This window comes from Corynebacterium sp. HMSC065D07, assembly GCF_001810695.1.
Lineage (GTDB): Bacteria > Actinomycetota > Actinomycetes > Mycobacteriales > Mycobacteriaceae > Corynebacterium > Corynebacterium hesseae.
Genome location: NZ_KV802452.1, coordinates 55,216 through 81,846 on the forward strand (window position 1 = coordinate 55,216; position 26,631 = coordinate 81,846).

At 62.4% G+C, this 26,631-nt stretch carries 28 protein-coding genes and 1 tRNA gene; 13 read left to right on the forward strand and 16 right to left on the reverse strand.

Features of this window, described 5'->3' with window-relative positions:
* Positions 1 to 28: 28 nt before the first annotated feature.
* Complete coding sequence (locus HMPREF2760_RS06935; RefSeq protein WP_070546757.1) at positions 29 to 1,774, reverse strand: pyruvate dehydrogenase; 1,746 nt, start codon at positions 1,772 to 1,774, stop codon at positions 29 to 31.
* A gap of 169 nt (positions 1,775 to 1,943) precedes the next feature.
* On the opposite strand from HMPREF2760_RS06935, the gene HMPREF2760_RS06940 reads away from it, so the two are divergent.
* Together HMPREF2760_RS06940 and HMPREF2760_RS06945 are read left to right on the forward strand one after the other, a co-directional pair.
* Positions 1,944 to 3,443 carry an MFS transporter gene (locus tag HMPREF2760_RS06940; protein WP_046649280.1) on the forward strand — a complete coding sequence of 500 codons (1,500 nt, stop codon included), beginning with the start codon at positions 1,944 to 1,946 and terminating at the stop codon, positions 3,441 to 3,443.
* Entirely contained in the window at positions 3,430 to 3,957 is a 528-nt protein-coding gene (locus HMPREF2760_RS06945) for a TetR/AcrR family transcriptional regulator (protein ID WP_070596936.1), read from the forward strand. The genes HMPREF2760_RS06940 and HMPREF2760_RS06945 overlap by 14 nt, the downstream gene beginning before the upstream one ends.
* A 76-nt stretch (positions 3,958 to 4,033) precedes the next feature.
* Here HMPREF2760_RS06945 and HMPREF2760_RS06950 read toward each other — a convergent pair whose 3' ends face one another.
* Positions 4,034 to 5,515 (reverse strand): IS1634 family transposase, encoded by a 1,482-nt coding sequence (locus tag HMPREF2760_RS06950; protein WP_210386348.1) that lies wholly within the window; start codon positions 5,513 to 5,515, stop codon positions 4,034 to 4,036.
* 242 nt (positions 5,516 to 5,757) lie between these two features.
* Positions 5,758 to 5,830, reverse strand: a tRNA-Thr gene (locus HMPREF2760_RS06955).
* A 186-nt stretch (positions 5,831 to 6,016) separates the two neighbouring features.
* Between HMPREF2760_RS06955 and HMPREF2760_RS06960 the strand changes: the two genes are divergently transcribed.
* Genes HMPREF2760_RS06960 through otsB form a run of 5 tightly spaced genes read left to right on the forward strand, consistent with a single transcriptional unit; the run spans position 6,017 to position 10,811 of the window.
* Positions 6,017 to 7,693, forward strand: coding sequence for a threonine/serine exporter ThrE (locus HMPREF2760_RS06960; protein ID WP_070596955.1), 1,677 nt, complete (start codon positions 6,017 to 6,019; stop codon positions 7,691 to 7,693).
* Between the two features lie 50 nt (positions 7,694 to 7,743).
* Positions 7,744 to 8,091, forward strand: a complete 348-nt coding sequence (locus HMPREF2760_RS06965; protein WP_046649277.1) for a hypothetical protein — start codon at positions 7,744 to 7,746, stop codon at positions 8,089 to 8,091.
* Between the two features lie 2 nt (positions 8,092 to 8,093).
* Positions 8,094 to 9,515 (forward strand): alpha,alpha-trehalose-phosphate synthase (UDP-forming), encoded by a 1,422-nt coding sequence (locus HMPREF2760_RS06970; RefSeq protein ID WP_070596937.1) that lies wholly within the window; start codon positions 8,094 to 8,096, stop codon positions 9,513 to 9,515.
* On the forward strand, positions 9,512 to 10,036 hold the full coding sequence (locus HMPREF2760_RS06975; RefSeq protein ID WP_070562292.1) for a hypothetical protein: 525 nt from the start codon (positions 9,512 to 9,514) through the stop codon (positions 10,034 to 10,036). The genes HMPREF2760_RS06970 and HMPREF2760_RS06975 overlap by 4 nt, the downstream gene beginning before the upstream one ends.
* Positions 10,037 to 10,067: 31 nt before the next feature.
* Positions 10,068 to 10,811 (forward strand): trehalose-phosphatase, encoded by a 744-nt coding sequence (gene otsB, locus HMPREF2760_RS06980; RefSeq protein ID WP_070596938.1) that lies wholly within the window; start codon positions 10,068 to 10,070, stop codon positions 10,809 to 10,811.
* Here otsB and HMPREF2760_RS06985 read toward each other — a convergent pair.
* Positions 10,808 to 11,893 carry a LacI family DNA-binding transcriptional regulator gene (locus HMPREF2760_RS06985; RefSeq protein WP_070522832.1) on the reverse strand — a complete coding sequence of 362 codons (1,086 nt, stop codon included), beginning with the start codon at positions 11,891 to 11,893 and terminating at the stop codon, positions 10,808 to 10,810. The genes otsB and HMPREF2760_RS06985 overlap by 4 nt on opposite strands.
* Positions 11,894 to 11,965: 72 nt before the next feature.
* Between HMPREF2760_RS06985 and HMPREF2760_RS06990 the strand changes: the two genes are divergently transcribed.
* Genes HMPREF2760_RS06990 through HMPREF2760_RS07005 form a run of 4 tightly spaced genes read left to right on the forward strand, consistent with a single transcriptional unit; the run spans position 11,966 to position 15,560 of the window.
* Positions 11,966 to 13,069 (forward strand): metal ABC transporter solute-binding protein, Zn/Mn family, encoded by a 1,104-nt coding sequence (locus tag HMPREF2760_RS06990; protein WP_070562298.1) that lies wholly within the window; start codon positions 11,966 to 11,968, stop codon positions 13,067 to 13,069.
* On the forward strand, positions 13,070 to 13,771 hold the full coding sequence (locus HMPREF2760_RS06995; RefSeq protein ID WP_070596939.1) for a metal ABC transporter ATP-binding protein: 702 nt from the start codon (positions 13,070 to 13,072) through the stop codon (positions 13,769 to 13,771).
* A complete protein-coding gene (locus HMPREF2760_RS07000; protein ID WP_185963225.1) occupies positions 13,749 to 14,711 on the forward strand; it encodes a metal ABC transporter permease in 963 nt (320 codons plus the stop codon). Before HMPREF2760_RS06995 ends, HMPREF2760_RS07000 begins: the two co-directional genes overlap by 23 nt.
* 9 nt (positions 14,712 to 14,720) lie before the next feature.
* Positions 14,721 to 15,560, forward strand: a complete 840-nt coding sequence (locus tag HMPREF2760_RS07005; protein ID WP_070522820.1) for a CE1 family esterase — start codon at positions 14,721 to 14,723, stop codon at positions 15,558 to 15,560.
* Between the two features lie 33 nt (positions 15,561 to 15,593).
* Here HMPREF2760_RS07005 and HMPREF2760_RS12555 read toward each other — a convergent pair whose 3' ends face one another.
* The 9 genes from HMPREF2760_RS12555 to HMPREF2760_RS07050 form a co-directional block, all read right to left on the reverse strand.
* Positions 15,594 to 15,875: an ATP-binding cassette domain-containing protein gene (locus HMPREF2760_RS12555; protein ID WP_080550367.1), complete on the reverse strand. Its 282-nt coding sequence runs from the start codon at positions 15,873 to 15,875 to the stop codon at positions 15,594 to 15,596.
* A 305-nt stretch (positions 15,876 to 16,180) separates the two neighbouring features.
* Complete coding sequence (locus HMPREF2760_RS07010; protein ID WP_010188886.1) at positions 16,181 to 16,831, reverse strand: AAA family ATPase; 651 nt, start codon at positions 16,829 to 16,831, stop codon at positions 16,181 to 16,183.
* Positions 16,828 to 17,562 (reverse strand): AAA family ATPase, encoded by a 735-nt coding sequence (locus HMPREF2760_RS07015; protein WP_070596941.1) that lies wholly within the window; start codon positions 17,560 to 17,562, stop codon positions 16,828 to 16,830. The genes HMPREF2760_RS07010 and HMPREF2760_RS07015 overlap by 4 nt, the downstream gene beginning before the upstream one ends.
* An 18-nt stretch (positions 17,563 to 17,580) precedes the next feature.
* The gene (gene rlmB / locus HMPREF2760_RS07020) at positions 17,581 to 18,531 is read right to left on the reverse strand and encodes a 23S rRNA (guanosine(2251)-2'-O)-methyltransferase RlmB (RefSeq protein ID WP_070596942.1); all 951 of its coding nucleotides are present in this window, start codon (positions 18,529 to 18,531) and stop codon (positions 17,581 to 17,583) included.
* Between the two features lie 41 nt (positions 18,532 to 18,572).
* Entirely contained in the window at positions 18,573 to 19,994 is a 1,422-nt protein-coding gene (gene cysS, locus HMPREF2760_RS07025; protein WP_070596943.1) for a cysteine--tRNA ligase, read from the reverse strand.
* A gap of 33 nt (positions 19,995 to 20,027) precedes the next feature.
* The gene (locus HMPREF2760_RS07030; protein ID WP_071406933.1) at positions 20,028 to 20,741 is read right to left on the reverse strand and encodes a hypothetical protein; all 714 of its coding nucleotides are present in this window, start codon (positions 20,739 to 20,741) and stop codon (positions 20,028 to 20,030) included.
* Positions 20,742 to 20,989: 248 nt separating this feature from the next.
* Positions 20,990 to 21,481, reverse strand: coding sequence for a 2-C-methyl-D-erythritol 2,4-cyclodiphosphate synthase (ispF, locus tag HMPREF2760_RS07040; protein WP_070596946.1), 492 nt, complete (start codon positions 21,479 to 21,481; stop codon positions 20,990 to 20,992).
* Positions 21,474 to 22,226: a 2-C-methyl-D-erythritol 4-phosphate cytidylyltransferase gene (ispD, locus tag HMPREF2760_RS07045; RefSeq protein WP_046649266.1), complete on the reverse strand. Its 753-nt coding sequence runs from the start codon at positions 22,224 to 22,226 to the stop codon at positions 21,474 to 21,476. The genes ispF and ispD overlap by 8 nt, the downstream gene beginning before the upstream one ends.
* Positions 22,198 to 22,782 (reverse strand): CarD family transcriptional regulator, encoded by a 585-nt coding sequence (locus HMPREF2760_RS07050; RefSeq protein WP_070511088.1) that lies wholly within the window; start codon positions 22,780 to 22,782, stop codon positions 22,198 to 22,200. Before HMPREF2760_RS07050 ends, ispD begins: the two co-directional genes overlap by 29 nt.
* A 288-nt stretch (positions 22,783 to 23,070) precedes the next feature.
* On the opposite strand from HMPREF2760_RS07050, the gene HMPREF2760_RS07055 reads away from it, so the two are divergent.
* Complete coding sequence (locus HMPREF2760_RS07055; RefSeq protein ID WP_049154731.1) at positions 23,071 to 23,646, forward strand: hypothetical protein; 576 nt, start codon at positions 23,071 to 23,073, stop codon at positions 23,644 to 23,646.
* A 123-nt stretch (positions 23,647 to 23,769) separates the two neighbouring features.
* On the opposite strand, the gene HMPREF2760_RS07060 is transcribed toward HMPREF2760_RS07055, so the two are convergent.
* Complete coding sequence (locus HMPREF2760_RS07060; RefSeq protein WP_046647225.1) at positions 23,770 to 24,003, reverse strand: hypothetical protein; 234 nt, start codon at positions 24,001 to 24,003, stop codon at positions 23,770 to 23,772.
* A gap of 43 nt (positions 24,004 to 24,046) precedes the next feature.
* Positions 24,047 to 24,256: a hypothetical protein gene (locus HMPREF2760_RS07065; RefSeq protein ID WP_049154730.1), complete on the reverse strand. Its 210-nt coding sequence runs from the start codon at positions 24,254 to 24,256 to the stop codon at positions 24,047 to 24,049.
* Between the two features lie 169 nt (positions 24,257 to 24,425).
* Between HMPREF2760_RS07065 and radA the strand changes: the two genes are divergently transcribed.
* Positions 24,426 to 25,808, forward strand: a complete 1,383-nt coding sequence (gene radA / locus HMPREF2760_RS07070) for a DNA repair protein RadA (RefSeq protein ID WP_049154761.1) — start codon at positions 24,426 to 24,428, stop codon at positions 25,806 to 25,808.
* On the opposite strand, the gene HMPREF2760_RS07075 is transcribed toward radA, so the two are convergent.
* A complete protein-coding gene (locus tag HMPREF2760_RS07075; RefSeq protein WP_049154729.1) occupies positions 25,795 to 26,520 on the reverse strand; it encodes a hypothetical protein in 726 nt (241 codons plus the stop codon). The two genes, radA and HMPREF2760_RS07075, sit on opposite strands and share 14 nt — an antisense overlap.
* Positions 26,521 to 26,631: the final 111 nt, after the last annotated feature.

The following is a 26,631-nucleotide window of genomic DNA, read 5'->3' on the forward strand; positions in this document are numbered from 1 at the left end:
TTAATGTGCGGCGCTTAACGCCGACACATTAAAAGTCCTGCGGGCGCGGAATGTTGCGCAGGTTGGACTTCGCCATGGAGAGCATCTGGCCCACGCCACCGCCGAAGACGGTGCGGGTTGCCGCCTTAGAGAATCCGAGCAGCTGCTCAAAGGTCAGCGTCGGCGGCAAGGAGAGGGCGTTGGGGTCCGTGACGACGTCGATAAGCGCAGGCCCGTCGTAGGCCAAGGCCTCCTTGATGAGGCGCGGCGCGTCCTTCGGATCCTCGATGCGGAAGTGCTTGATGCCCGCACCCTCCGCAATTTTGGCGTAGTTGACGTGCTCGTGGTCGGTCTCATGCTCCGGCAGGCCCTGGACCAGCATCTCCAGCTTGACCATGCCGAGGGAAGAGTTGTTGAACACGAACATCTTCACCGGCAGGTTGTGCAGCTTCACCGTGAGCAGCTCGCCCATGAGCATGGACAGCCCGCCGTCGCCGGAGAAGGTGATGACCTGGCGGTCCGGGTGCGCCGCCTGCGCACCGATGGCCATCGGCAGGGCGTTGGCCATGGTGCCGTGGCGGAAGGAACCGATCTGCTCGCGCTTACCGTTCGCAGTAATGTAGCGCGCGCCCCACACGTTGCACATACCGGTATCGACGGTGAAGATGGCGTCTTCATCGGCCTGCTGGTCAATGAGGTCGGCGATGTACTCCGGGTGGATCGGCGTGTGCTTCTCGACGCCGGAGGTGTAGGCCTCAACGACGTGATGCAGCTTGTCGTAGTGCTTCTTGAGCATCTTGTCGAGGAAGGAGCGGTCCTTCTTTTCATCGACGTGCGGCAGGATGTTCTCGATGGTGGCGGCGACATCGCCCGTCACCGGGTACTTGATGCGGGTGCGGCGGCCAATGTGGGAGCCATCGATGTCGACCTGGGCCACGTTGGCATCCGGCAGGAAGTCGTTATAGGGGAAGTCCGTGCCCAGCAGGATGAGCAGGTCTGCCTCGTGGGTAGCCTCGTGGGCCGCGCCGTAGCCGAGCAGGCCGGACATGCCGACGTCGAAGGGGTTGTCGTACTGGATGTACATCTTGCCGCCCAGGGCGTGGCCGATGGGAGCCTTGATCTTCTCGGCCAGCGCAAGGACCTGCTCGCGCGCGTCCTTGACGCCAGCACCGACGAAGAGGGCGACGGTCTTGGCCTCGTTGATGGCCTGGGTCAGCGCGGCGGCCTCTGCCGGGTCCGGGTAGACAACCGGACGGCCGGAGGAAATCACGGAGGAGGTGAAGGTGTCCTCTTCCGCCTCTTGAGTGGAGACATCACCCGGGATAACGAGGACGGACACGCCCTTGCCGGCCATGGTGCTCTGAATGGCATGGTGCAAGACCACGCCTCCCTGCTCAGCGGAGTTGACCATCTCGCAGTAGCCGGAGCACTCCTGAAAGATGGCCTCAGGGTGGGTTTCCTGGAAGAACTTCGAGCCGATCTGGCGGGAAGGAATGTGGCTGGCTAGGGCAAGGACCTTGGCGCCGTTGCGGTGGGCGTCGTAAAGCCCCTGAATAAGGTGCGTATTTCCCGGGCCGCAGGAGGCGGCGCACACGGCGAGGTTGCCGGTGGTGAGGGAATCCGCCTCAGCGGCGAATGCCGCGGCCTCTTCGTTGCGGACGTGGACCCACTCGATGGAGGACTGCCGCACCGCGTCCACGATGGGGTTGAGGGAATCACCGACAAGCCCATAGATGCGCTTAACTCCCTGGGCTTCCAAGGTTTCTACGAGTTGCGTGGCGTAATTGCGTGCCATGTTGTACCTCTCTAACTTTTATCGCTAACGGACCCCAGTGTTCTCCCTCCCGGTGGTGTTTCGCCACCATAAAGCTGCCTTCTCACGTCACGCGCACTTTGTGACTTTAACAACAAGTCGACATTCAAGCCTTTGAAACTGCAACGACCGTTCGCTATAGTTTCGCAGCATGACAGATGTACGCGTGAAAGCCTCGGCAGAAGCCTTGCGCACCTCAGCGACCCGCCGGTGGACCTTCTTTGGTGTCGTCTCTTTGGGTCTGCTCATGATCGGCCTGGACAACTCGATCCTTTACACTGCCCTGCCGGAGCTCTCCGAGCAGCTGCACGCCACCTCGCTGCAGCAGCTGTGGATCATCAACGCCTACGCGCTCATGCTCGCTGGCCTCCTCCTAGGCACCGGCACGTTAGGTGACAAGATCGGCCACCGCCGTATGTTCGTCATCGGCCTGTGGGTCTTCGGCATCGCTTCGCTGGCCGCCGCACTCGCCCCCGGCGCGTGGGAGCTCGTCGCCGCTCGCGCCTTCCTAGGTCTCGGTGCGTCCATCATGATGCCCGCTACCCTGGCGCTGATTCGCCTGACCTTTGAGGATGAGATTGAGCGCAACACCGCCATCGGTATTTGGGGATCCATCGCCGTCGTGGGCGCGGCGGCGGGCCCCACGGTGGGCGGCTTCTTGCTCGAGCACTTCTGGTGGGGTTCGGTCTTTTTGGTCAACGTGCCCATCGTCATCATCGCGCTCATCCTCACCGCCTTCCTCGCCCCGCCTAATGTGGCGAACCCGGCGAAGCAGTGGGATTTCTTGTCTTCCCTTTACGCGCTCATCACCCTGGCTTCGCTGGTGCTCGTCATCAAGTCTGTCGCCAGCTCACACCTCAACGCCATGCTTATTGGCGGCGCGCTGGCCGCCTGCCTCATCGGTGCCATCCTCTTCACTCGCCGCCAGCACAAACTGGAGGAGCCTCTTCTCACCTTCGATATCTTCCGCTCGCCCATCTTCAGCGGCGGCGTGCTGGCCGCAGCGGGCGCCATGTTTGGCATGGCAGGGCTGGAAATGACCACCACGCAGAAGCTGCAGTTGGTGGACCTCTATTCCCCGCTGCACGCTGGGCTCATCATTTCCCTCATCGCGATTGCGGCGCTGCCGATGTCCGCGTTGGGCGGGGCTAACCTGCACCGCTGGGGTTTCTTGCCCATCATCGCCGGCGGCTTCCTCGCCATGGCAGCGGGCATTGGCGGCGTGGTGTGGGGCGGCACGCACGAGGTCTTCCCCGCATACCTGGCTGGTCTGTTCATCACTGGCCTCGGCGCGGGGTTCGTGATGTCGGTGTCCTCCACTGCCATCATCGGTGCCGCTCCTGCGTCACGCTCCGGCATGGCCGCGGGCGTGGAGGAAGTGTCTTATGAATTCGGTACGCTGCTGTCCATTGCGGTCACTGGATCAGTGCTGCCGATGCTCTACAAGAGCGGGCTCCCCGAGGACATCCAGGACTTAGGCATGGAAGCACTCCACAACCCCGCACTCGCGGAGGCCGCCGGCGCCGCGTATAACGACGCCTACCTAGCCACCGCCGCTGGGCTCGGCGTAGTCATGCTCATTTTTGCCGCGGTCACCGGCTGGTGCTTCCGCAGCAATCCAACCTCAGGAGGTGCCGATGCCACGCGTTAGCAAGAAGGTTGAGGCGCTCGAAAAGGCGCTCGCCATCATCGAAGAGGATGGCGTCCACGCACTGACCTACGATTCCTTGGCCACCGCAACGGGTATGAGTAAGTCTGGGCTCATCTACCACTTCCCCACCCGCCACGAGCTGCTCATTGACTGCCACAAGCTCTGCGCGGAGCGCTGGGAGGAAGAGCTCGTCGGTCTCTCCGACGGCAAGACGGCAGACCAGCTGAGCCCACTCCAGCGCTACCGTGCCGCGCTGGAGTCCATGGGAAAGAATGACCCGCTCATTGAATTGCTCATGTCCATCCACTCACAGTCCCATCCGGACTTCCAGAAGGTGTGGAGGGACGTCGACAGGCGCTGGCTCCCCGATCCTGTCTCGGAGGATGAATCCGTCGTGCTGGCCTCGATCATCGCCGACGGCCTGTGGGTCCACGATCACCTCACCGACCGCCCCCTGCCGCCGCAAAGGCGCCGCGCGCTTATCGACGTCGCCTTGGGCCACCTCGCCGAATAGGCCCTAAAAGAGAGAAAGGGCCTTGAAAAAGGCCCTTTTGAGCTGGAGACGAGACTTGAACCTGACTTAGGCCAATTTAGTGCGGAAGTTCGCGGCCGGTGATTGCTTGGATGGTGGCGGTCAGGTCGGGCGGGAGTGGTACGGCGGCGTGAATGGTTTCGCCGCCAACGACGAGTTGAAAGCTGCGGTATTTCTTGAGTGTTCTCACCAGGCGTTTGATGGATTGACCACTGCGGGTCTCCATCAGGTGGACCACGGCTAGTGCTGCCATCACAATATGGAGATGTGCTGTAATCGAGTCTTGTTTCCTGACATAGATTGGGCGTGCTTTCAGGTCTGATTTGGACATCCGAAACGGCTTTTCAATGTTGAACAGCCTGCGGTAATGCCCGATCACCTCGTTAGCAGGCAAGTTAACAAGGTCGGTCTCGTAGCCTTTAATTCCGGCTAGGGCTCGGTGCTTGGCAGCAAGAGCATAGTTGACCTTCTTGTTCGGGGCGGAAAGATCGATATAGCGGTTGCGCTTGATTGCGATATCGCCGTCAACAGCGCGTTTGGCTTTCGCGACTTGCTCTTTGGTTCCGCGCAGGCTGCGTCTAGCCCGATCATGGGAGTACTGGAAGTGGGTCACCGAATTCGGGGTAGCGTGCTTGCGTCCATCGCTTGCCGAGGCTTGCGTCCAGATCTGGCCGTGGGTGTAGTCTTCACCGGGGTTTTCCTGCCGCCAGGTTTCGATCACCTCAGGCACGGTGGGGGTTTTCACCGACAAAATGTAGTGCAGCCCTGCATCTATCAACGCTTGTTTGTTCGCCGCTGAAAACATGCCCGCATCAGCAACGACGGTTACTTCATCGAGTTGGTAGGCCTCTTGGAACCGTGTGATCATCGGCAGCATCGTGTGGGTTTCTGCCGAGTTCCCAGCAAACGCGCCCACATGCAGTGGAAACCCAGTGGCATCAGTAAGCAGCCCGACAAGGATTTGCGACTCTAGGCGGCGCTCTTTGGGAAAACCAGGTTTGCGAAGCTCATCAGCAGTATCGGTTTCAAAATACAAGGTGGTCACGTCGTACAAAATAAAAGTACCTGGCCCGATACCTGCATGATGGGCCAACGCTTGGGTTAGCATCTCCCCGAACAATTCGGTAGCGAAGGAGGAAAGACGCCTCTGGATGGTGCGATAGCTTGCGCTGGTGATGCCAACCTCGGCAAGAGTCTCGATGGAATCCAGCTTTGATCCGGGATTGATAATCCGGGCACGCACCAGATCGCGAAACACCGGATCATCACCGCTTGCTGCAGCAAGACCTAACTCGTTGAAACACGCATCAATACAGTCCAGCAAGTATCCGGCCCGCTGACCGACTACCGGCAGCGGGTTGGACACGCTGCCTGTTGCCGGAGGGATGTGTCTAACCTCGCCGAAGTCCATTGCGAGTTGGTCACCATCAACGATGCGTTGAGCTTCAGCCCGCAAAAGCGCAAGCTCAGACTCTGAATGCGCTGAACCGATATGCTTCATCCTTTTCGCACCTTTGCGTTCAGAGAACACAACCTGCACCGCCATCGCCCCAGAAGCGGTCTTGACGGTGCGAATATAAGGACTCACAAAAATCAGACTACTGAACACCCCCGGCACTACCCACTTAGTGCGGAAAACTTCCTCCCCACCGACGAAAACCAACAGGTAACAGTGTCAAGAGTGACGTTACTCACCCACCCATGACCTAAGTCAGGTCGCCTTGGGCCACCTCGCCGAATAGGCCCTAAAAGAGAGAAAGGGCCTTGAAAAAGGCCCTTTTGAGCTGGAGACGAGACTTGAACTCGCAACCTACGGTTTACAAGACCGTTGCGCTACCGATTGCGCCACTCCAGCACCGCGGCTCATCCGCTATGGGGAATCGTACCTGAGCCCACCCCATGGACGGAAAGCCAGGGTGGTTGCACTGCGAAAAAGCGGCCGTCAGGGGCCCGAAAAGCACTGGCAGGTGCATAAATCCGCGGCAGTTACTAAAGTGCTGACTTACCGAACCCAGAAGTGTTGTTGAGGTCTTTCTTTTCCGTGTCTGTTCTTTCTTCCTTGCGCCAGCGCCTGCTGCACCGGTCGGCTCCGGTCGCCACCATTGACGCCGCTAAGGCCGCACCGCCGCCCTCCCCGCTCGCCCCTGTTGATCTCACCGATCCGGCCCAGGTCACCGGCGTCATGGAGATCGCCGCGCGCGTCGGCGAAATCCTGATCGCAGCGGGCTCAGCCAATACCGACGTGCAGGCACAGATTCACCTCGTCGCTTCCTCCTATGGCCTGCACTACTGCCACGTGTCGATCCTGATGAATACCATCACTATCCACACCGCCATCGGCACAGGGCCGGATCGGCACAACCTCCACGTCTTCCGCGTGGCGCCGAGCATCGCCGTGGATTTCACCAAACTATCCGCCGTTGACAGGCTCATCCGTTCCATCCATTCCGGTGCTACGCCACCGGCAATGGCGGAGAAGATCTTGGATGACATCGATGCGATGAAGAACCCCTATTCCAAGACCACCATCGTCAGCGCGTGGGGTGCCATGGGTGGATTCATCGCCGTGATGCTGGGCGGTGACCTTCTCGTCGGTGTTGTCACCTTCCTCATTTCGGCACTCATCATGGGCACGAATATGTTCCTCGCCGGCTACCGGCTGCCGCCGTTCTATCAGAACCTTGTCGGCGGCCTGCTTGCCGTCATTCCCGCGGCCATCCTCTACAACGTTTTCGCGCGATTTGGCATCCAGATGCTGCCCTCCCAAATCATCGGTTCCGGCATCGTCGTGCTGGTGGCGGGACTAACGCTCGTACAGTGCCTCGTGGACGGCATCACCCGCGCACCCGTGACCTCGTCCGCGAAGTTCTTTGAGGCTCTCATGTCCACCGGCGCCATCATCGCCGGCGTGGGCCTGGGTATCCAGGTGGCGTCGTGGTTGGGCTTTAGCCTTCCCCCACTAGCCACGCTCGCCCCGCCCGTCTATCACCAAATCCCACTGCTCGTACTGTGCGGCGGCATCGGCTCCGCCGCCTTCGCACTGGCGCTGGGAGCCTCCTGGTCCGAGGTCACCATCTCCGGTCTCACGGCCGCCGCCGGTATGGTGTTCTACTACTTCCTCGTCGTCTTCTTGGGCGTCGGGGCCGTCATTGCCTCGGGCATTTCTGCCGCAGCGGTGGGCTTGGCCGGCGGCCTGCTCTCCCGTCGCTACATGATGCCGCCACTCATCACCATGATCGTGGGCTATACGCCCATGCTTCCAGGCCTGACGTTGTACCGCGGCATGTACGCCATGCTCAACGAGCAGCTCATCACCGGCCTGACCAACCTGGCCAGCGCCCTCGCCATCGCCGGTGCACTTGCCGCCGGCGTGGTCTTCGGCGAGCGAGTCGCCCGCCGCCTGCGCCGCCCGCAGTACTTCCGCCCCTACACCGCCTTCAAGCGCCTGGGCACGTTCTCCTTCGCGCGCGCCACCCGCCTGGCGCAGCGCGCCCGTATCCCGCGCGTGCCCCTGTCTCCCTTCGCCCCGCGCCACAATCTGCCGGCCCCGCCGCCGCAATATGGGCCCAAACCACCGACACCCGCACAGCAGGCGCGCTTCCAGCAGGGCGATGCCATCACGGACATGTGGCCCGTTACCACGCAATTTCCGGCGCAGCGCCCCACCTACACGGTGCCCGGCAAAGATGACCCGAGCGCCCCAACGAAGTCGCAATAGCGTAGAATAGCCGGTCTGAAAGCTTTCATACTTCATCCCAGGAGGACTCCGTGCCACCAAAGGTCACAGATACCCAGCCCGCGGCTGACCAGACTCACGCAGTAGAGGAGGAGACCGCCCGCTCCGCGCGCCGCGTTGTCGCCACCTATGCGGAGGATTTCCTCGACGGCGTGACCCTCATGTCGATGCTGGGCGTCGAGCCAGAAGGCTTGGTCCACCGCAAGGTGCTGGCCGAGCAAGCCGATGCTGCCCCCAAGAAGAGCAGCAAGAAGGCCACGAAGAAGGCTTCTAAGAAATCCACGAAGAAGACGACTAAGAAGGCCACGAAGAAAGCCACCAAGAAGACAACTAAGAAGGCCACGAAGAAGGCAACTAAAAAGGCCGCAAAGAAGGCCTAGCTATGTCCGGGCGCACCAATAGCTTCGTCGTCGTAGCCAATCGCCTGCCAGTGGACCTCGAGACCGCCGCCGATGGCACCCGCGAGTGGAAGGCCTCCCCCGGCGGCCTCGTCACCGCGCTCTCCCCGGTCTTGGAAGAACACCAGGGCTGCTGGGTGGGGTGGCCGGGCGTAGCCGACGAAGCTCCCGAGCCCTTCACCACGGATAACGGTGTCCTCCTTCACCCGGTGCGCCTGACACAGGAGGATTTTGAGGCCTTCTATGAGGGCTTTTCCAACGCCACCCTGTGGCCGCTCTACCACGACCTCATCGTCACCCCCGTCTACAACCGCGATTGGTGGGATGCTTACCGCGAGGTCAACCTGCGTTTTGCCAACGAGGTAGCGGCTGTCGCCGCGGAGAATGCCACGGTGTGGGTTCAGGACTATCAGCTGCAGCTCGTGCCCGGCATCCTGCGCCAGCTGCGCCCCGATCTCACCATCGGCTTCTTCCTCCACATCCCTTTCCCCTCCCCGGATCTCTTCCGCCAGCTGCCGTGGCGTGAGGAGTTGGTGCGGGGGCTTCTCGACGCCAACCTGATCGGCTTCCACCTCGAATCCAACGCCCGCAATTTCCTAGAGCTCGCCCGCACCCAGGGCCTGAAGGTCGAAGGTGAAGTGAGCACCCGCGCGGTCACCGCGCGCATCGTGACCAGTAGTGGGCATTCCGTCGGAATCGGTGCCTTTCCCATCTCCATTGCGGCGGGTGAGTTCGCTGAAGGCGGTGATGCGGGGGACATCGCCCAGCTACGTGCGGAGTTGGGTAACCCCACGCACGTCATTTTGGGAGTCGACCGCCTCGACTACACAAAGGGCATCCTGCAGCGTCTTACTGCCTTCGAGGAGCTCCTCGAAACCGGGGCGCTGGACCCAGAAGAGGTGACCTTCGTGCAGCTGGCCACGCCCTCGCGCGAGCGCATCGACCACTACCGCGCCACGCGCTCGAAGGTGGAGGAAGCCGTAGGCCGCATCAATGGGTGCTTCGGGCGCCTCGGCGCGCCGGTGGTGCACTATCAGCACAGCTCCGTTCCGAAGGAGGTCCTGCGCCGCTACTACAGGCTCGCGGACATCATGCTGGTCACGCCATTTAAGGACGGCATGAACCTAGTGGCCAAGGAATACGTGGCCTCCCACGGCGATGGCTCCGGCGCGCTCGTGCTCTCCGAGTTCGCAGGTGCGGCGGCAGAGCTTACTCAAGCTAACCTGTGCAACCCCTTCGACATCGAATCCATCAAGCGCGCCCTGCTCTCCGCGGTCAAGGCGCTGGAGGAATCGCCTGAGACCATGCGCGAGCGCATGACTGCCATGAACGAGCAGGTGCGCCAGCATGATATCGCTTTGTGGTCGCAGTCCTTCCTCGGCGCGTTGGATCAGGAGGAAGCATGATGCGACGCCGCCCCGCCGCAGCGCTCACCGCTGTGCTCACCTCGGCGCTGCTCGCAAGTGGCCTCACCGGGTGCGGCTCCGCGGACGAGGAGCCCACGCCGCGCGGCGATGATCGCATCGTGGGCAAGGATTGGCAGGTCATCAACCTTTATACCTCCCCGGACGCGCCATCCTCCCTCCCAGCCGATACCGCGCAAGTGCCGCACATGAGTTTCGGTGAGCACACTGCCGTGGGCTCGACCGGCTGCGTCCCCTTCACCGCCGAGGTCTCCTTCCACAAAGGGAACAAGGCCTCCACGATCTGGGAGGGTGACGTGATGAGGGTAGAAAAAGCCACCTACGAGAGCCCACCGAACGGTGAAGACTGCGAGGGCTCGGTCAGGTGGGCCGATTCGCTCATGCGCAACCTCATCGCCGAAGGCCATGAATTCGGCTTTGCGCTTAACCCCAACAACCAACTCGTATTGACGCTGCGCACCGACAAAGTGGATTCACCGATCATCCGGATGGCTTCGCTGTAGCCCTGAAGTTTTCAGCGCTAGGGTGGGGAGCATGATTGATGCTCTCGCCTCCACTGAACACCTCGCGGTTGTGTCCGATTTTGATGGCACCTTAGCGGGCTTCGCGCGCAACGCGTATGACGTAAAGCCGGAGCAGCGCTCACTCGACGCCCTGGCCACCCTAGCGGAGCTCCCGAACACCACCGCCGCGGTACTCTCCGGTCGGCATCTCGAAGGCTTAAAGCGGGTTTGCCCGCTGCGTGAACCGGTACTTTTGGGCGGCTCGCATGGCGCAGAGTCCTCTTGGGAGGATTCCGCCCTCACTCCGGAGATGGAAGCTCACCTGGCGAAGAAAGAAGCAGAACTCAAAGAAATCATCGCGCGCCACCCCGGCGCGGAACTGGAGGTCAAACCCTTCCAGCGCGTGCTGCACCTGCGGACGCTAGAGTTGCAGGATCCTGACGCGGCGGCCGCGGCCTATGCAGAAGGCGAGGCTCTCAGCGCCGATGGCTTCCCTAAGACTGCGGGCAAGTGCGTCGTCGAATTTTCCGCTACGCAGGCCACGAAAGGCACGTGGCTTGAGAAGCTTCGCCAGCGCGTCGGCGCCACGGCGGTGGTCTTTTTAGGGGATGACACCACCGACGAAGACGGCTTCGCCATGCTCAACCAACCGCCGGACCTCGGCGTCAAGGTCGGTGAGGGCGCAACGCAAGCGGCGCTACGCGTGCCCGATATCGCGGCGGTGACGGAGTTCCTCGAAGAACTCGCCGCCGCCCGCGCGCAGCACAGCGCTTAAGCCCCAGCCGGGGCCACGGTCCGCCCAGGATGGAAGGTGGTCTCCAACAACGCGCGCGGTACGTCGCCGCGCCCATCGATGAGACTGGCCAGCATGCGCCCGGCTGCCGCCCCCTTCTCCTTATTCGGCTGTACGACGGTACTCAGTCCCAGCGCTAGGGCCGGCGCGATGCCGTCGAATCCGGTGACGGAAAGCTGCTCGGGCACAGCAATTCCATGATCGCGGGCATAAGCTATCACGCCGAGCGCCATCGAGTCCGTCGTGCACAGCACCGCGGTGAGTTCGGGGTGGGCGCTCAGCAACTCTTCGGCTGCCGCATAGGCGGTGCGCGGGTCGTTGATGTGGCGCGTCACCACGGGGATATCTGAAGGATCGAGGCCCGCCTGCGCGAAGACGTCCAGCGCCCCCAGCACGCGCGAGCGCTGGACGTGCATGTCCGCCGCGGCGAGCTGTTCGGCCGTCACTTCGCCGTCGAGGCGCTCACGGTGCAGGCGGATGGTGAGGATGCCGATGCGGGTATGGGAGGCGTCGACAAGCGCCTGCGCCGCCGGGGCGATCGCGGCGCGGTCGTCGATGCCCACGAAGGGCAGGCCCGAATCCGTGGGCTGGTCACACACCACCACCGGCAGACAGCGACGGCGCACGGCCTCCAGATAAGCATCGCCCGCCGCCACGGAATAGACCACGAAGCCATCAACCGCCGCCGACCCTACGAGTTGCGCCGCCTGGGCATCGTTGGGGGCGCCCACGGTATCCGGGCCGGCGGGAATCAAGGTAAGGGTCGTGCTCGCCCCCGCTGAAGCCTCCGCCATCCCGGCGAGGAAGTCCACGGAAGCCATGTCCTCGAAGGCATAGGACAGGTGCTCGGTGAGCAGGACCCCCAGCGACCCCTGGCGGCGCGTGCGCAGGCTGCGCGCGGTGGGATCCGGGCCGGTGTAGCCGCGCTCGGCCGCGGCAGCGAGGATGCGCTCGCGGGTGGCAGGCGCCAGCTGGTCCGGGCGGTTATACGCGTTGGACACCGTGGTGGGCGAAACCCCGAGTTCGGCAGCCAGGGAGGCCAGCGTCGTGCTGCGTTTGGACATGACGGTAACACTACCCGTTTTCAACTCATTATCATTTGACAACAATTTTCACTAAAGCGTAGAAATAGGGACATGACCACTTCCCACTCACGCCGTGCTTTCCGACGTCCCACCGCCCTCCTCTTCGCTGCCACCCTGGGCGCCGCCACGCTAAGCGCCTGTTCCGCCAGCGGCGATAACGCCGATGGCGGCTCGGATGCCGGTGCTGATAAGGAAACCATCCAGGTCGTCGCCTCGACCTCCATCTGGGCTGATGTGGCCCAGGCGGTCGTCAACACCGCGCAGACCGACGTCAACATCGACGTCCACCCCATCGTGAGCGGCAATGGCGTGGACCCCCATCACTTCGAACCCACCGCGGCCGACATCGCGCGCGCTAACGACGCCGACGTCATCATCGCCGGTGGCGGCGGCTACGACGCATGGCTCTACCAGGCAGTCAAGAACCAGGACGAGATCATCCACGCCCTGCCGCTGACCGCGCATGACCATGGCGATCATGATCATGGAGAAGAACACGACCATGCGCACGAGGAACACGCGCATGACCACGACGAACATGGTCATGACGAGCATGACCATGGAGAAGGTCATGATCATGACCACGCTCACGAAGGCGAAACCGTGACCATGGACGAGGCCAAGAAGATCGCCGCCGAGCACCCCGAGCAGATCACCAACATCGATGGCAACGAGCACGTGTGGTACGACGCCGCGGCCATCGAGAAGGTGGCGACCGACGTAGCCAATCTCGTCAACGAGGCCAACCCGGAGGCCAAGGCCACCGCCGATCCTCTGGTCGAGCGCGTGGAGGGCCTGAAGGCACGCATCGAGAAGCTCCCGCAGCACAACTACGCGCAGACCGAGCCCATCGCGGACTACATCTTCAAATACACCGAGAGCACCGACGCCACCCCGGAGGGCTACCGCAAGGCCACCGTTGCTGAAGGCGAGCCCACCGCCGCCGACCTGGCGCACTTCCTCGAGGACATCAAGCAGGACAAGATCGACCTGCTCATCTTCAACCCGCAGACCGAAACCGACATGACCAAGCGCATTCGCACCGCCGCCGAGGACAAGAACATCCCGGTGGTAGAGATTGGTGAAACCCCGCCGGAGAAGACCAACTTCCTCGACTACTACGAAGAAGTCGTCAGCGCACTCGAGGCCGCATAAGTGCTCATTTCCTTTAAGAATGCCGCAGTAGAACCACTGTGGTCGGATATGAACCTCGCCGTAGACCGCGGCGAGTTCATCGCCGTTTTAGGCCCCAACGGCGTGGGCAAGTCCACGCTGCTGGGAACTATCCTGGGTACCCGCCAGCTCACCGCGGGCAGCGTGGACGTCGCGTGCCGCGTGGGCTTTATCCCACAGCAAAGAATGTTCCCCCAGGACCTGCCCCTGCGCGCCCGGGATCTGGTGTCACTGTCCCTCGCCCACGGCACCCTGCGCAACCGACGGCCTGCTCGGGGCCGCGTCGACGAGCTCCTCGCCGAGGTCGGCGCCACCGGAATTGCCAACCGCCGCGTGGGCCAGCTCTCCGGCGGCCAGCAGCAGCTCATCCGCCAGGCGCAAGCCCTCGCCAACGACCCAGAACTCATCCTTGCCGATGAGCCGCTGCTGTCGCTGGGCCCGGGAAGGCAGCAGGCGACCGTCGAGAAGCTCAATGCGTGGCGTCACGAACGCGGCACCTCCATCCTCTTCGTCACCCACGGCATCAATCCCGTGCTGGGTGTGGTGGACAAGGTGCTCTACCTCGCGCCCAACGGGCACATGTTCGGCACGGTGGATGAGGTCATGCGCTCGGAGGTGCTCTCGGAGCTGTACGGCTCGTCCGTGAAGGTCCTCAACGTCGATGGGAGGCTCATCGTTGTCTAAGTTCCTCGAGGACACCCAGTACCTGCTGGGCGTCGATTTCGTACAGGATGCACTGGTTGCTTGTGCGCTGCTGGGCATCCTGTCCGGAGTGATGACCTCGCTCATCGTGCTGCGCCAGATGTCTTTTTCCGTGCATGCCACCTCGGAGCTCGCGCTCATGGGTGCGGCCGCAGCGCTGTTGTTCGGACTGAACATCGGCTTCGGCGCGATTGCCGGCGCCATTGTCGCCGCCATCATCCTGGCGGTGCTGGGCTTGAAAGGCCAACAAGACAGCGCCATCGGCGTGGTCATGAGCTTCGGCCTGGGCCTCTCGGTGCTCTTTTTGCACCTCTACCCCGGCAACGCCAAGACCGCGATGACGCTCCTGACGGGACAAATCGTCGGCGTCTCCTCCGCTTCGGTGTGGTTACTCGCCGCCACGACCGCCATCATCGTCGCCGTAGTGGCGCTGTTCTGGCGCCCGCTGCTCTTCGCCTCTGCGGATCCCGTCATGGCCCAAGCCGCCGGCGTGCCGGTGAAGTCCCTAGCGGTCTGCTTCGCCATCCTCGTTGGTCTGACGGCCGCGCAGTCCGTACAGATCGTCGGTTCCCTACTCGTCATGGCGCTGCTCATCACCCCGGGCGCAGCGGCGGTACAGATTACCTCCTCCCCGCTGCGCGCGGTGGTGTGGTCCACCATCTTCGCGGAGGTCTCCGCCGTGGGCGGCCTGGTCCTCTCCCTGGCGCCGGGCCTGCCCGTCTCGGTCTTCGTCACGAGCATCTCTTTTGTTATTTACCTGGTCTGCCGCGGCATCGGCTGGGCTCGCAGCCGCAAGGCCGTCCGCGACGACGTCGCCGCCCGCCGCGCCTCCCAGGAACACTTCCGCGCCGCCACCGATCGCGCCGACGCCGAGACACACCACACCTCGACGCACGATGAGCACTGCGCGCATCAGGATTAGGCTAGATGCGTGACTTTGGAACGCCGTAGCCTCGAATTACAAGACCGCACCCGCACGTACCTCGTGTACCGCCCGAATGATGACGTCGAGCGCCAGAGAGACCTCCTCCTGTTCTTCCACGGCTCCCTGCAATCCGCGAACGTCATCCGCCGCTTCACTAACGGCACGTTCGATGACCTCGCCACCCGCCACGGCATGCTTGCGGTCTACCCCACCGGCGTGGAACAGCACTTTAACGATGCCCGCGCCACCCTGCCCGTCGCCGCGCGCGAGCTGGGCATCGATGACGTCGCCTTCACGCGCGCCATCCTCGACGAGCTGCGCGCGGAGCAGGAGATTAGCCGCGTGTTCCTCTGCGGCTTCTCCAACGGCGGGCAGATGGTTATCCGCTTGCTCTTCGACGCCCCCGGGCTTGCCGATGCCGCCTGCATCTTCGCCTCCACTCTCGGCGCCGGCGCCAACCATGCGCCCACCAATCCGGACTCGGCGTACCAACCCACCCCGGTCATGTTCGTCCACGGCACGGGCGACCGGCTCGCGCCCTATACGGGCGGAACGGCGGGCATTGACCCGAAGCGCACCCGCGGTGCCGTCACCGGCGCGCAGGAGAACGCCGCACGCTTCGCGGAGCTCAACCATGCCGCCGGCCCAGAGCGCACCCACCTTTTCCCCGACACCGTTGTCGACCGCTGGGAGCCGGCAGACGCCACCGGCGCGCCGGTCGAGCTCGTGAGCGTCGAGGGCATGGGCCACGTCATCCCGTCGGGCAACGAGCTGGACCCACGCCTGGGTAAAAACACGGATTCCTTCATCGCTGCCGAGCTCGTGGAGGAATTCTTCGGGCTCTAGACTGCACGTGCGCCCCATCGTGTCTCACTCCACTCAGCCCCAACCTCGGGTCGAGGCCGTTCGTAGGTGAGCGTCGAGAAGCAATAATTGTGGATTACCGACCAGTGCTTTGGCGATTCCTAGACGCTGTTTCATACCGAGCGAAGCATGCTCGCAGGAAACACTGTGGTGCAATGAAAGGCCTACAAGGGATAAAAGATCCTTCAGTTCATCATTCAGTGAACCTTGTTGTAGTGGTCGGCAATGTCGTTGACGATCGCGTAGAGGTCGCGTTCCATCGCGTAGGTTTTCTTTTCTCGCGTACTGACTAATCACACTTGCGACCCGTTGTTATCTAGAGAATTATTACGTCCCAGCGTGATGTTGCACACGTCTGTGCATGTATGCACTCTCGATGTCACGGTTTGCTGGCGAAGATTCTTCAAGTTACCCGCAGCTGAATCTGTACAAGGTGAAAACGGCAGGCAAAGGACCGAGTTGTCCTCGTCTCTAAGCCGTGGAACCCCAATCCTCCAGAACCTTGTATTCGGCACACGCACGCAATCTGAATGTTCAAGATGTGAAGTACTGGCCAGCAACCAAGAAGTAAAGATCGCCATCCAGCTTTCTCGGCCCTGAATCTAGCATCCGGAGGCGTAGAGAAACTCACGCAACGACTGAAACGCCAGCGTCTGTGTCACGTCGCGCAGCTCAAGGAAGAACCCATCTTCTGTAATTTCAACAATCCGCGCACCGGGGATGGCTGCCACAATCGGCGAGTGCGTCACCACGATGAACTGCGCACCCGCCTCCGCGGCGCGATGGATTTCCGCCATGAGCGTCATCTGCCGCACGAGCGAAAGCCCAGATTCCGGCTCGTCGAGGATGTAGAGCCCGCGCCCATCAAAGGAACGCTGCACGACGTCCATGACGGACTCGCCATGCGACATCGCGGTCGAACCAACGTTGTAGTGCGCCTCCGCTCGCAGGAAGTAGCCGTCCTTGGGCGCGGTACCTAGCCGCAGGCTCGCCCACCTCCGGAGGGGATTGATGGGACCGGCGGAGCGCTGCACACCCCATATCCCACCGCGCTCAGGAAAGCCGTACTCGAAGGCAATGCCCTCGGCGAGCGTCGACTTTCCTACCCCGTTGTCCCCGGTCAGCACGGTCACCGGCGCACGCAGGTCCAGTCCTTGGCGTCGCAGCGCCACGAAACCAGGAACGGAGGACACCCACTCAGGTCCGTGGCCGCCGTCCAGCGCGGCATAGGCGTCGACATAGAAGTCTCTCATTCGCCCTCCCCAATAAGAAACGCGGCGGTTCCCAATGGATCGGCAAGGAACTCGCGCGCGGCGTGGACAGCTTCCGTCGCTTCGGGAGCGACGGGCGCAATCCCCTTGTCGCCGAACGCGTAGACGGTCGCGCCTTGCATGCTGTGGAAGACTGGCGAGTGCGTCGCGAGGATGACCTGCGCGCCCTGGGCGGCGAGGCGCTCGAGCTGCGTGACAACCTCGACCTGCCGGGGATAGGACAAGCCGTCTTCCGGCTCGTCGAGAATGATCATTCCGTCAGAATGGAAGCGTCTCTCGACGAGGGCGAGCAGACCCTGGCCGTGGCTGAGAAACGGCAGGTCACTGAGCGGATCGGGATTCTCCGGGCTGTGGATCTGGTGGTGATACTCGCTCAAGTTGAGGAAGGTCTCGCCGCGCAAGAAGTACACGTCGCGCGGGTTGTGCGCCCGCGAGCAGATGAGCCACTCGGGATAGTCCTCGTCGCCGGTGGCAAACCGGGCGTGGCGCGAGCCGCCCTCGGGATTGACGCCAAGCCCCACGGCGATGGCCTCGAGCAGCGTGGATTCTCCGGCGCCGTTATCCCCCACGACGACGGTCACGGGCGTAGGCAAACGCAAGGCGCCGCCGGGCAGCGCTGCGATGAGCACGCCCAGGCGGCGCATGTGTTCCGGCACGCCGGGCAGTCCCTCCCCAATAAGCTCCGGGGCGGGACGCACACTCGTGAGGAACATGGCGACGAAAGCGTGAGCCTACTTCTGGGCCGCGCGACGCTGGCGGGCGAACTCGGAAAGCACCGCACCTGCCGCCACGGAGGCGTTGAGGGATTCAACCCAGTCGGTCATGGGGATGGACATGATGGCATCGCAGTTCTCGCGGACGAGGCGCGAAATGCCTTTGCCCTCAGAGCCGATGACGATGACAACGGGGTCGGTACCACCGTTGTAAGTATCGAGGGTGTGCTCGCCTCCCGCATCCAGGCCAACAACCTGGTAGCCGGCCTTCTGGAAGTCCTGGACCGTGCGGGTCACGTTGGTCACGCGAGCCACCGGCAAGCGCGCGGCGGTGCCGGCGGAGGTACGCCAGGCCACCGCGGTGACGGAGGCGGAGCGACGCTCTGGGATGATAACGCCGTGGCCGCCGAAGGCCGCGACGGAGCGGATGACCGCGCCGAGGTTGCGGGGGTCGGTGATGTTATCGAGGATGACGAACATACCCGGTTCCTGAGCATCGCGGGCCCGATCCATCAGGTCATGAACGTCGGCATACTTGTACGGCGGAATCTGCAGGCCAATGCCCTGGTGCATACCGTTGCCGGTCATGCGGTCCATCTCGTGGCGCTGGACCTCAAGAATCGGGATGTTGCGGGTATTGCACATGGCTACCGCCTCGGAAAGGCGAGCGTCATTGCGCGTGCCCTGCACGATGTAAAGGGAGGTAGCAGGCACCTTGGCATGCAGGCACTCGATGACCGGGTTGCGGCCAACGACCATCTCCGCGGTCTCCTTCTGGTGACGGCCCGAATTGCGGCGCTCGCGCTCCAGCTTCGCCTTGTGCTTGGCGTGGTAGATACGGTCCTCCGCCTTAGGCGTGGGGCCCTTGCCTGCCAAGCCCTTGCGGCGCTGGCCACCAGAGCCCTTCGTGGCGCCCTTCTTATTCGTCTTGCGGATACCTGCGCCGCCGCGGCCATGGGTACGTGCCATAGATCTTCTCCTTATGGTGTCCTCTGCGTATGCAGAGGACGTTAATCCGCCAGGGACCAGGTGGGGCCGTCGGCGGTGTCGGTGATGGTAATACCCGCGGCTGCAAGGCGGTCGCGCACGGCGTCCGCAGTAGCCCAGTCCTTTTCTGCGCGGGCGGTGGTGCGACGCTCCAATTCGGCCCGAACGAGAACGTCCAGGGCCGCTTCAGCGCCGCTTTCTTCGCCACTATCTTTCCACTGTTCATCCAGTGGATCAAAGCCAAGAACCGCGGCCATAGCGCGCACGGCTCCGGCGAGGTGCTCAGCCTCTTCACGGTTGCCGTCGCTCAGCGCCTTATTGCCCGCGCGCACGGTGGTGTGGATTTCCGCCAGTGCCTTCGGCACAGCGATGTCATCATTCATCGCTTCTTCGAAGGCCGGGGTCCACTCGCCCTTCTCGACGCCCTCGAACTTGCCTACGAAATCCTCGATGCGGCGGTAGCCAGCCGCAGCTTCGGTCAGCGCCTCCTCGGAGTATTCGAGCACCGAGCGGTAGTGCGCGGAGCCCAGGTAGTAGCGCAGCTCCACCGGGCGGACGATCTCCAGCATGTTGGCAATGGAGAGGACGTTGCCCAAGGACTTCGACATCTTCTCACCGGCCATGGTGACCCAGTGGTTATGCATCCAGTAGTTGGCGAACTTATCCCCCGCCGCATGGGACTGCGCGATCTCATTTTCGTGGTGCGGGAACTGCAGGTCCAAGCCGCCGCAGTGGATATCGAACTCGCTGCCCAAGTAGTAAGTGGACATGGCAGAGCACTCCAGGTGCCAGCCCGGACGGCCACGACCCCAAGGGGTGGGCCAGGACGGCTCCCCCGGCTTTGCAGCCTTCCACAGCGCGAAGTCCTGCGGGCTGCGCTTGCCAGCGTTGTCTGTTTCGCCCTGTTCCATCTCCTCGACACGGTTGCCGGACAGCGAGCCGTAGTCCGAGCCTTCCGTGGCATTCCACGCCGCGACGTCGAAGTAAACGGAACCGGATTCGTCCTCTCCCCCCGCCGTGCCGCTAGGCACGGCGTAGGCGAAGCCGGCGTCGATAAGCCGCTGCATGTACTCCACCATCTGGGTGACAAAGCCCGTCGCGCGCGGCTCCACCGAAGGGGGCAGAACGCCCAGGGTGTTGTAGGCCTTGGTGAACTCGCGCTCGTAGGTGGAGACCCACTCCCACCAGGGGCGGTTATTCTCAGCAGCCTTGGTGAGGATCTTGTCATCGATATCGGTGACGTTGCGCACGAGTGCCACGTCATAGCCTTGCGCGCTAAGCCAGCGGCGCAGGATGTCGAAGGCGACGCCGGAGCGCAGGTGGCCAATGTGCGGCTGGGACTGCGGGGTAGCACCGCACAGGTAGATCGACGCGTGGCCGGGACGAACCGGCTCGAACTCACGTTGGCTGCGGGTGGCGGTATCAAAAATGCGCAAAGTACTCACCTGGCCTAGTCTAATTGACCCCCAGGTAGGAATTCACCACGGCCGATGGTCGCATGTATCAGAATCGGGCGCAGTGCCTGTCCATTCAACGGCGTATCCCATCTGCCGCAAGGCCTTCGCAGCTCGTTCAGGATTATCAGCTACCGCTCCGCGCAACTGTTCGTCGAGCCATTTCTCCCGACTTTTGCCGAGGTAGCTTTTCCATCCAGGTCTTGATCGAAAACCGCACTCCGCGAAAAGGAAGAAGAAATAATCCTCCAGAGACACCCGAAATCGTCTGCCGCCTACTGGAAAATGTATGTCCTCAATCTTTCCCTTCTTCCGTCGATTCTTCACTCCGGAAAAGTTTTTCATCAGCGCTGGGCTCAACAGGCCAGCCACCCCTGAATGATGAATATGGGCCGTCGGAGCGACACGATTGTCTCGTTCATACTCGAAACGAACCCCAGGAGCGGTCCCGACCCGTAGCTCAAACTTGCTCGACTTTATGCTGAGGGACAATTCATCAGGTGAAACGGCCGTGTGAAAGCGAACCACAGATTCGAAAAGGTCACTGTAGGAAACACTATGGCTGCTATCGCTTCCTACCCCATAAACCAACGGGGCATGCAATTCCAATAGTGCAGAGCCATCATCTGGATTGAGGTCCGTCCACACCCGAATATCGGACTCTTCGTTGAGGGGCAACACTTTCAGGTGCACGGCATGCACCCAATTAAAGAATTCCATTGTCAGACGTTGCCCCATTCCCCCATACAGACCACCGTTAACGTTCAAGCAAAAGCTCGACGCGTCGGAGCTCGTCGTATAGAGCGCGCTCTGTTTTCGAAAAGCGACCGGACTCTGCAAGCATCCGCAAATCTTCAGAGCTAAGGTTTTCCCCTACCACAGCTTCCAAGGCGTGCAGGAGTTCGTCGTGCCGAGCACGAAGTGCCTCGGTATTGGTAATTCGCATTGTCAAAGCCACAGCGTCCTCCTTTTCTGATGACTTTACGTTAGGAATTGGGAGCGCGCCAGACTACGGCCGTGGCCACGGCAGCGCGGCCCTCCTTGCGGCCGGTGAAGCCAAGGTGATCCGTCGTCGTCGCAGAGACGGACACTGGGGCGCCGAGGATGTCGCTCAGAACGGCCTCGGCTTCCTTCCGCCGCGGGCCCATCTTGGGGCTCTGGCCAACCAGTTGCGCAGCGGCGTTGCCGATGATGAAGCCTTCCTTTTTCAGCAGCTCGCGGCACTCGCGCAACAACTGTGCTCCGGAGACTCCGTCGTACTCTGGCCGGCCCACGCCAACGAAGGAGCCGAGGTCGCCGAGGTTGGAGGCGGAGAGCAAGGCGTCGACAAGCGCGTGGCTCACCACGTCACCATCGGAGTGGCCCTCGCAGCCATCCACGTCCTCAAAGAGGAGGCCGGCGATCCAGCAGGGTTTTCCGGGCTCGATCTGGTGGGCATCGGTGGCGATTCCCACGCGCGGGATGATGGGGTTAGTCACTAGGCACCTCGAAGATGGTCGGTTCGGCCTCATCCGTCACGGCTTTCGCCAGGACGAGGTCGATGGGAGTGGTGATTTTAAACGCGAAGGTATCTCCCTGCACGGTCTCCACGCGCTCGCCGTGCCATTCCATCAGGCTGGCGTCATCCGTGGCGACAAAGTCAGGGTCCTGCGCCCAATAGTCTAGGTTGGCGCGGCGCAGCGCGGCCAGGTTAAAACCCTGCGGCGTCTGCACGGCGCGCAGGCGGGAGCGATCCGGAGTAGACAGCACCGTGGTCCCCTCGACTTCTTTGATGGTATCCGCCACGGGAAGGACCGGGATAACTGCGGTGGCCCCGTCGAGCACGCGCTTGGCGACGCGCGCGATCATCCCCGGCGGCGTCAACGCCCGGGCGGCGTCGTGGATCAGCACCACGGCATCCTCATCTGGGATGGCTTGCAGGCCCGCCCAGACGGAATCGGCGCGCTCACCCCCGCCGTGGACGATGCGTACGGGCATATCAGAATCGATGCGGTCGAGGATGCTGGCGGCATAATCCTCCATGGCGGGGCTGACGAGAACGATGACTTCATCGACAAATTCCGAGGTAATCATGGCCTTCACGGAGCGCTCAAGCAGGGTACTTCCGCGCAGCTCCACGTAGGCCTTAGGAATATCAGCGCCAAGGCGCGTTCCCTGACCGGCCGCCGCGACGAGGGCGATCACGCGGCGGGTATTAGTCTTCGTCGTCGAAGGAGAGGTCATCGAGATCGACGTCATTGTCAATGTCGGTGGTGATGGACTTGTCCTCGACCAAGCCGGCGGCGCGGTGGCGCTCGATGGTGGCGTTGATTTCCTCCATCATGGTGTCCGCCTTCTTGTCATCGACCGGCTTAGCCAGGGAAAGCTCACCGACCAGAATCTGGCGGGCCTTGGCAAGCATGCGCTTCTCACCGGCGGACAGGCCGCGGTCCTGATCGCGGCGCCACAAGTCACGCACGACTTCTGCCACCTTGTTGATATCGCCGGATGCAAGGCGCTCCTGGTTGGCCTTATAGCGGCGGGACCAGTTGCCGGCCTCCTCCACGTCTTCTTCGCGCAAAACGGAGAAGACCTTCTCGAGGCCTTCCTTGCCCACAACATCACGCACGCCCACCATCTCAACGTTCTTGGAGGGCACACGAACCACGAGGTCGGACTGGTTGATCTGGAGGACGAGATACTCGAGCTCCTCGCCGCCCATCTCGCGCTTTTCAATCGCCGTAATCTTGGCGGCGCCGTGGTGGGGGTAGACGACGACCTCTCCGACCTTAAATTCCATTGCCACTCCTTATGAAGCCTTTGAGACGGTGCCCATCGTGCGCTCTCGGCGTACTCTCAGTGGGCCGCATATACAGGGTATCTACTCTAGCACGCAGTTTTCCGGCACTGCTCCCCCACCCAAGCCCGTAGAGCAGCTCGCTTTACACCACGATGACGGCCAACATAAAGCGCGGCTACCCCCGGTTTACCCAAGAGGTTTGTCGGAAACTGTGTGCTTTTACTGCGGAGGTACTAGGCTAAAGCGTTGATAAGCTTTGTGATCGCAATTCAATGGAGGACACTCACAGTGCAGTCCCTGAAGTCCGCCGCTCGCTGCGGTGCCATCATGTCAGTTACCGCCCTCTCCGCGCTGGCCTTGGCGTCCTGCTCGGCCGGTCATGTTGCACAGACCGCGGAAAAGGTCATTGCTGTCGACGGCGCATCCGCAAGCACCGAAGATGGCAAGGTGGCCGTGCGTGACGTCACCATTCAGGTTGAACCGGACACCGGTGAGACCTCCCTGAAGTTCGTGGCCGTCAACCAGGGCTACAAGGTCGACGACGTCGTCCTCGAGTCCGTGAGCGTCGACGGCCAGGACGTACCACTGGAAGGCGCAGAGCCGCTTCCTCGCGATCACGCCCTCTACGCTGATTCCCAGACGAACCTGGACCGTCTCCCGAAGGACGGCAAGGACAAGAACATCACCTACGTAGCCACCACCCTGGAGAACGACGGCTTCGCCTTCGGCGGCTCCCGCCCGGTGACCTTCACTTTCAACACCGGCACCATCGAGGTTGACGCCACCGTGTCTGCCTCCCCGCTGCAGTCCGGTGACTTTGACCGCGACCCGCAGTCCACCGAGGGCTACGCCGAGAACAAGTAAGCCTTTTCTTCATAGAGAACCGCCCCAGCCGCCAAAGTTTTCCCAGATCTTCGAATCACGGGCTTCAACTTTGGCAGTTGGGGCGGTGTGCGTTTAACGCTCCTCAGCGAACGCAGGAAACTCTTAAGCTCGCGAGGATGCCGTAGTCATCACAAGCAGAGAGTTAAGAATGCCCAGAGAGGACAGGGCAGCCGGGATGAGAAGAAGGTTCGGCGCCTGCGGGCCGCCGTACTTCACCATCTCATCCATAACCTGGTTGAGCGGTTCCGGGTAGGTAGCGGCGGAAGCGGCCGGGGCGCCAGCTACAGCCAGGGAGGTAGCAGCGGTCAGAGCAACGAGGGTACGACGAATCTTCATGGGGTCTCCTTGAATAGTGAGGTGTGGGGGTAAGTGAACTGGACTAGGACAGCAGGTTCGACAGGAAGCCCAAGGAGGACAGCGCCGCCGGTACGAGGATGAGGTTCTGAGCCTCATAGCCAGCGACGTTGGTGATCTCGGTCAGAACAGTGGCCAGCGGCTCGGGAGCTTGTGCGGCAGAAGCAGCCGGGGTGCCAGCGAGGGCGACGGCGGCAGCAGCGCCAGCGGCGACGAGGGTACGACGAATCTTCATGGAAATACCTTCTTGTTGTGAGAAATCGGACGGGGATAAAGAGGGGGCAGGCACACACAAGATGTAACCTGGCTAACACTGTAGCGCCTCTGTGCATATCGCGCGCGATGAAAAGGGTGCGATCCTGCCCGCGACGTGAATGTCCACACCACTTACTAGAGTGATGGGCATGGCAAAAAAGGTTCGTCCCGTCCACACGTGCTCTGAATGCGGCTTCGTCTCCCCCAAGTGGCTTGGCCGCTGCCCCGAGTGCGGTTCATGGGGAACGTTGCAGGAAACCGCGGCGTCAGAAAGCAGCACCGCGGCCCAGGCCGCTGTGTCTGGACGCCGACCAACCGGCCTGACACCGACGAGCCCAGCGGTTCCGATTACGAAGGTGGGCGCTGCCGCCACGAAGGCCCTCAACACTGGCATCGGGGAGCTCGATCGCGTTCTTGGCCGCGGCATCGTTCCCGGTTCGGTGGTGCTCATGGCGGGTGAGCCGGGAGTCGGAAAATCCACTTTGTTATTGGAGGTCGCCTCCCGCTGGGCGCAACTGGGCCGCACCGCCCTCTATGCCACGGCCGAGGAATCCGCCGGGCAGGTCCGCGCCCGAGCCGAGCGGACCGGGGCCTTGCACGAGACGCTCTACCTCGCGGCCGAATCGAATTTGGATGTCGTCTTTGGTCACGTCGAGCAGCTCAAGCCCAGCCTCCTCATCGTGGACTCCGTCCAAACCATGCACGCAGCCGGGGTGGAGGGCGTAGCCGGTGGCGTGGCACAGTCGCGTGCGGTGACCGCAGCCCTGACCACGCTGGCCAAAACCACCGGAATCCCCATTCTCCTCGTCGGACACGTGACCAAGGACGGCAACGTCGCTGGCCCGCGCGTGCTCGAACACCTCGTGGACGTCGTGTTGAACTTTGAAGGTGACCGCCAATCCTCCCTGCGTCTGCTTCGGGGACTCAAGAACCGCTTCGGCGCCACCGATGAGATGGGCTGTTTTGAGCAAACCGCCGCCGGCATCCGGGAGGTGGCGGACCCTTCCGGCCTCTTCCTCTCGCACCGCGGCAGCACCCCAGACGGCTCGGCGGTGACCGTCGCCATGGATGGTGTGCGCCCCATCCTGGCCGAGGTGCAGGCGCTGACCGTCGACCCCGTGGCGAAGAACCCGCGGCGCGTGGTCACGGGGCTCGATGCCAACCGTGTCCCGATGGTGCTCGCCGTACTGCAGGCCCGCGCCGGTGAACGCACCAACGATAAGGACGCTTACGTGGCCACGGTGGGCGGCATGAAGATTCAAGAGCCGGCGACGGATCTTGCCGTAGCGCTCGCCACGTGGTCTTCCTTGCACGAGCAGCCGCTACCACCGAAGACGGTGGTCATCGGCGAGGTGGGCTTGGCCGGCGAAGTTCGCCGCGTACCGAACCTAGACCGCCGCTTGGCAGAAGCGTCCCGCTTGGGTTACCGCTACGCCATCGTCCCGCCCGGAAAGGTAGATGTCGGCGGCGGCATACAGGTGCGCCAAGCCGCAACCCTGAGCGAGGCGATTGCAGCGCTTAAAGCAAGTTGAACGGCAACGCTGGGGAGTAGTTTTCCCCGATGACAGTATGCAGGAAGTAAGCGCCCGGCTCGGCTTCCTCGCGCTCGGTGCACTGGCCCGGCTCGGAGCGCTTGCGGGACCAATCCGCCTGGAAGTAGCGCGTCTCACCGGACTTGAAAGTCTGCTTGCCGGTTTCTACCGAGGCATAGCAATCGGTATCGGACCACACGCGTTCGTTCGAGCCCATCTTGTAGACCTCGAAACGCAGCTGCTCTTCATCGAGATCGATGGAGCAGTCCTCCGTCGTCGGGTTAAATACCTCCAAGTAGAACGTGGGCATCTTTCCAGCGGGGACGCTGTCCTCGTTGGTCTTGGCCATCACTTTAAGGTCTTGGAGGGAACACGTTGTCTTGGATGGATCAACGGTGAGCTCAGCTGGCTTTGCCTCGGAGGTCGGTTCTTCTTTGTCCGCCTCCCCCGCCTCGGGCTCGGTGGATTCCTCAGACGCAGTGGATTCCGTCGTCTCCACCGCCGAGGTTGCATCCTCCGACGGAGTCAGAGTTCCCGACGCCGCCGCCTGCTGCGACTCGGCTCCCGGGTCCTCCTTCGAACCGCTAAAGAGCGCGGTAGCAGCCCAAATAAGGATGACCACGAGTACCAGAATCGCCACGAGCGCGGCGATGCGGCGACGCAGGTAAATCTCTCGCGGCAGCTGCTTCGGGGTACGGGATGGCTCAGTCACAGCTCTTAGTTTAAGGGGACTAGAGCCCAACCCGGGCCAGCCCGGGGCCGCGTGTCTTGAGCAGCGACTTCTATGCGCTTAGTCCCGCCCAGTGCCCGGGCCAGCCGGCGA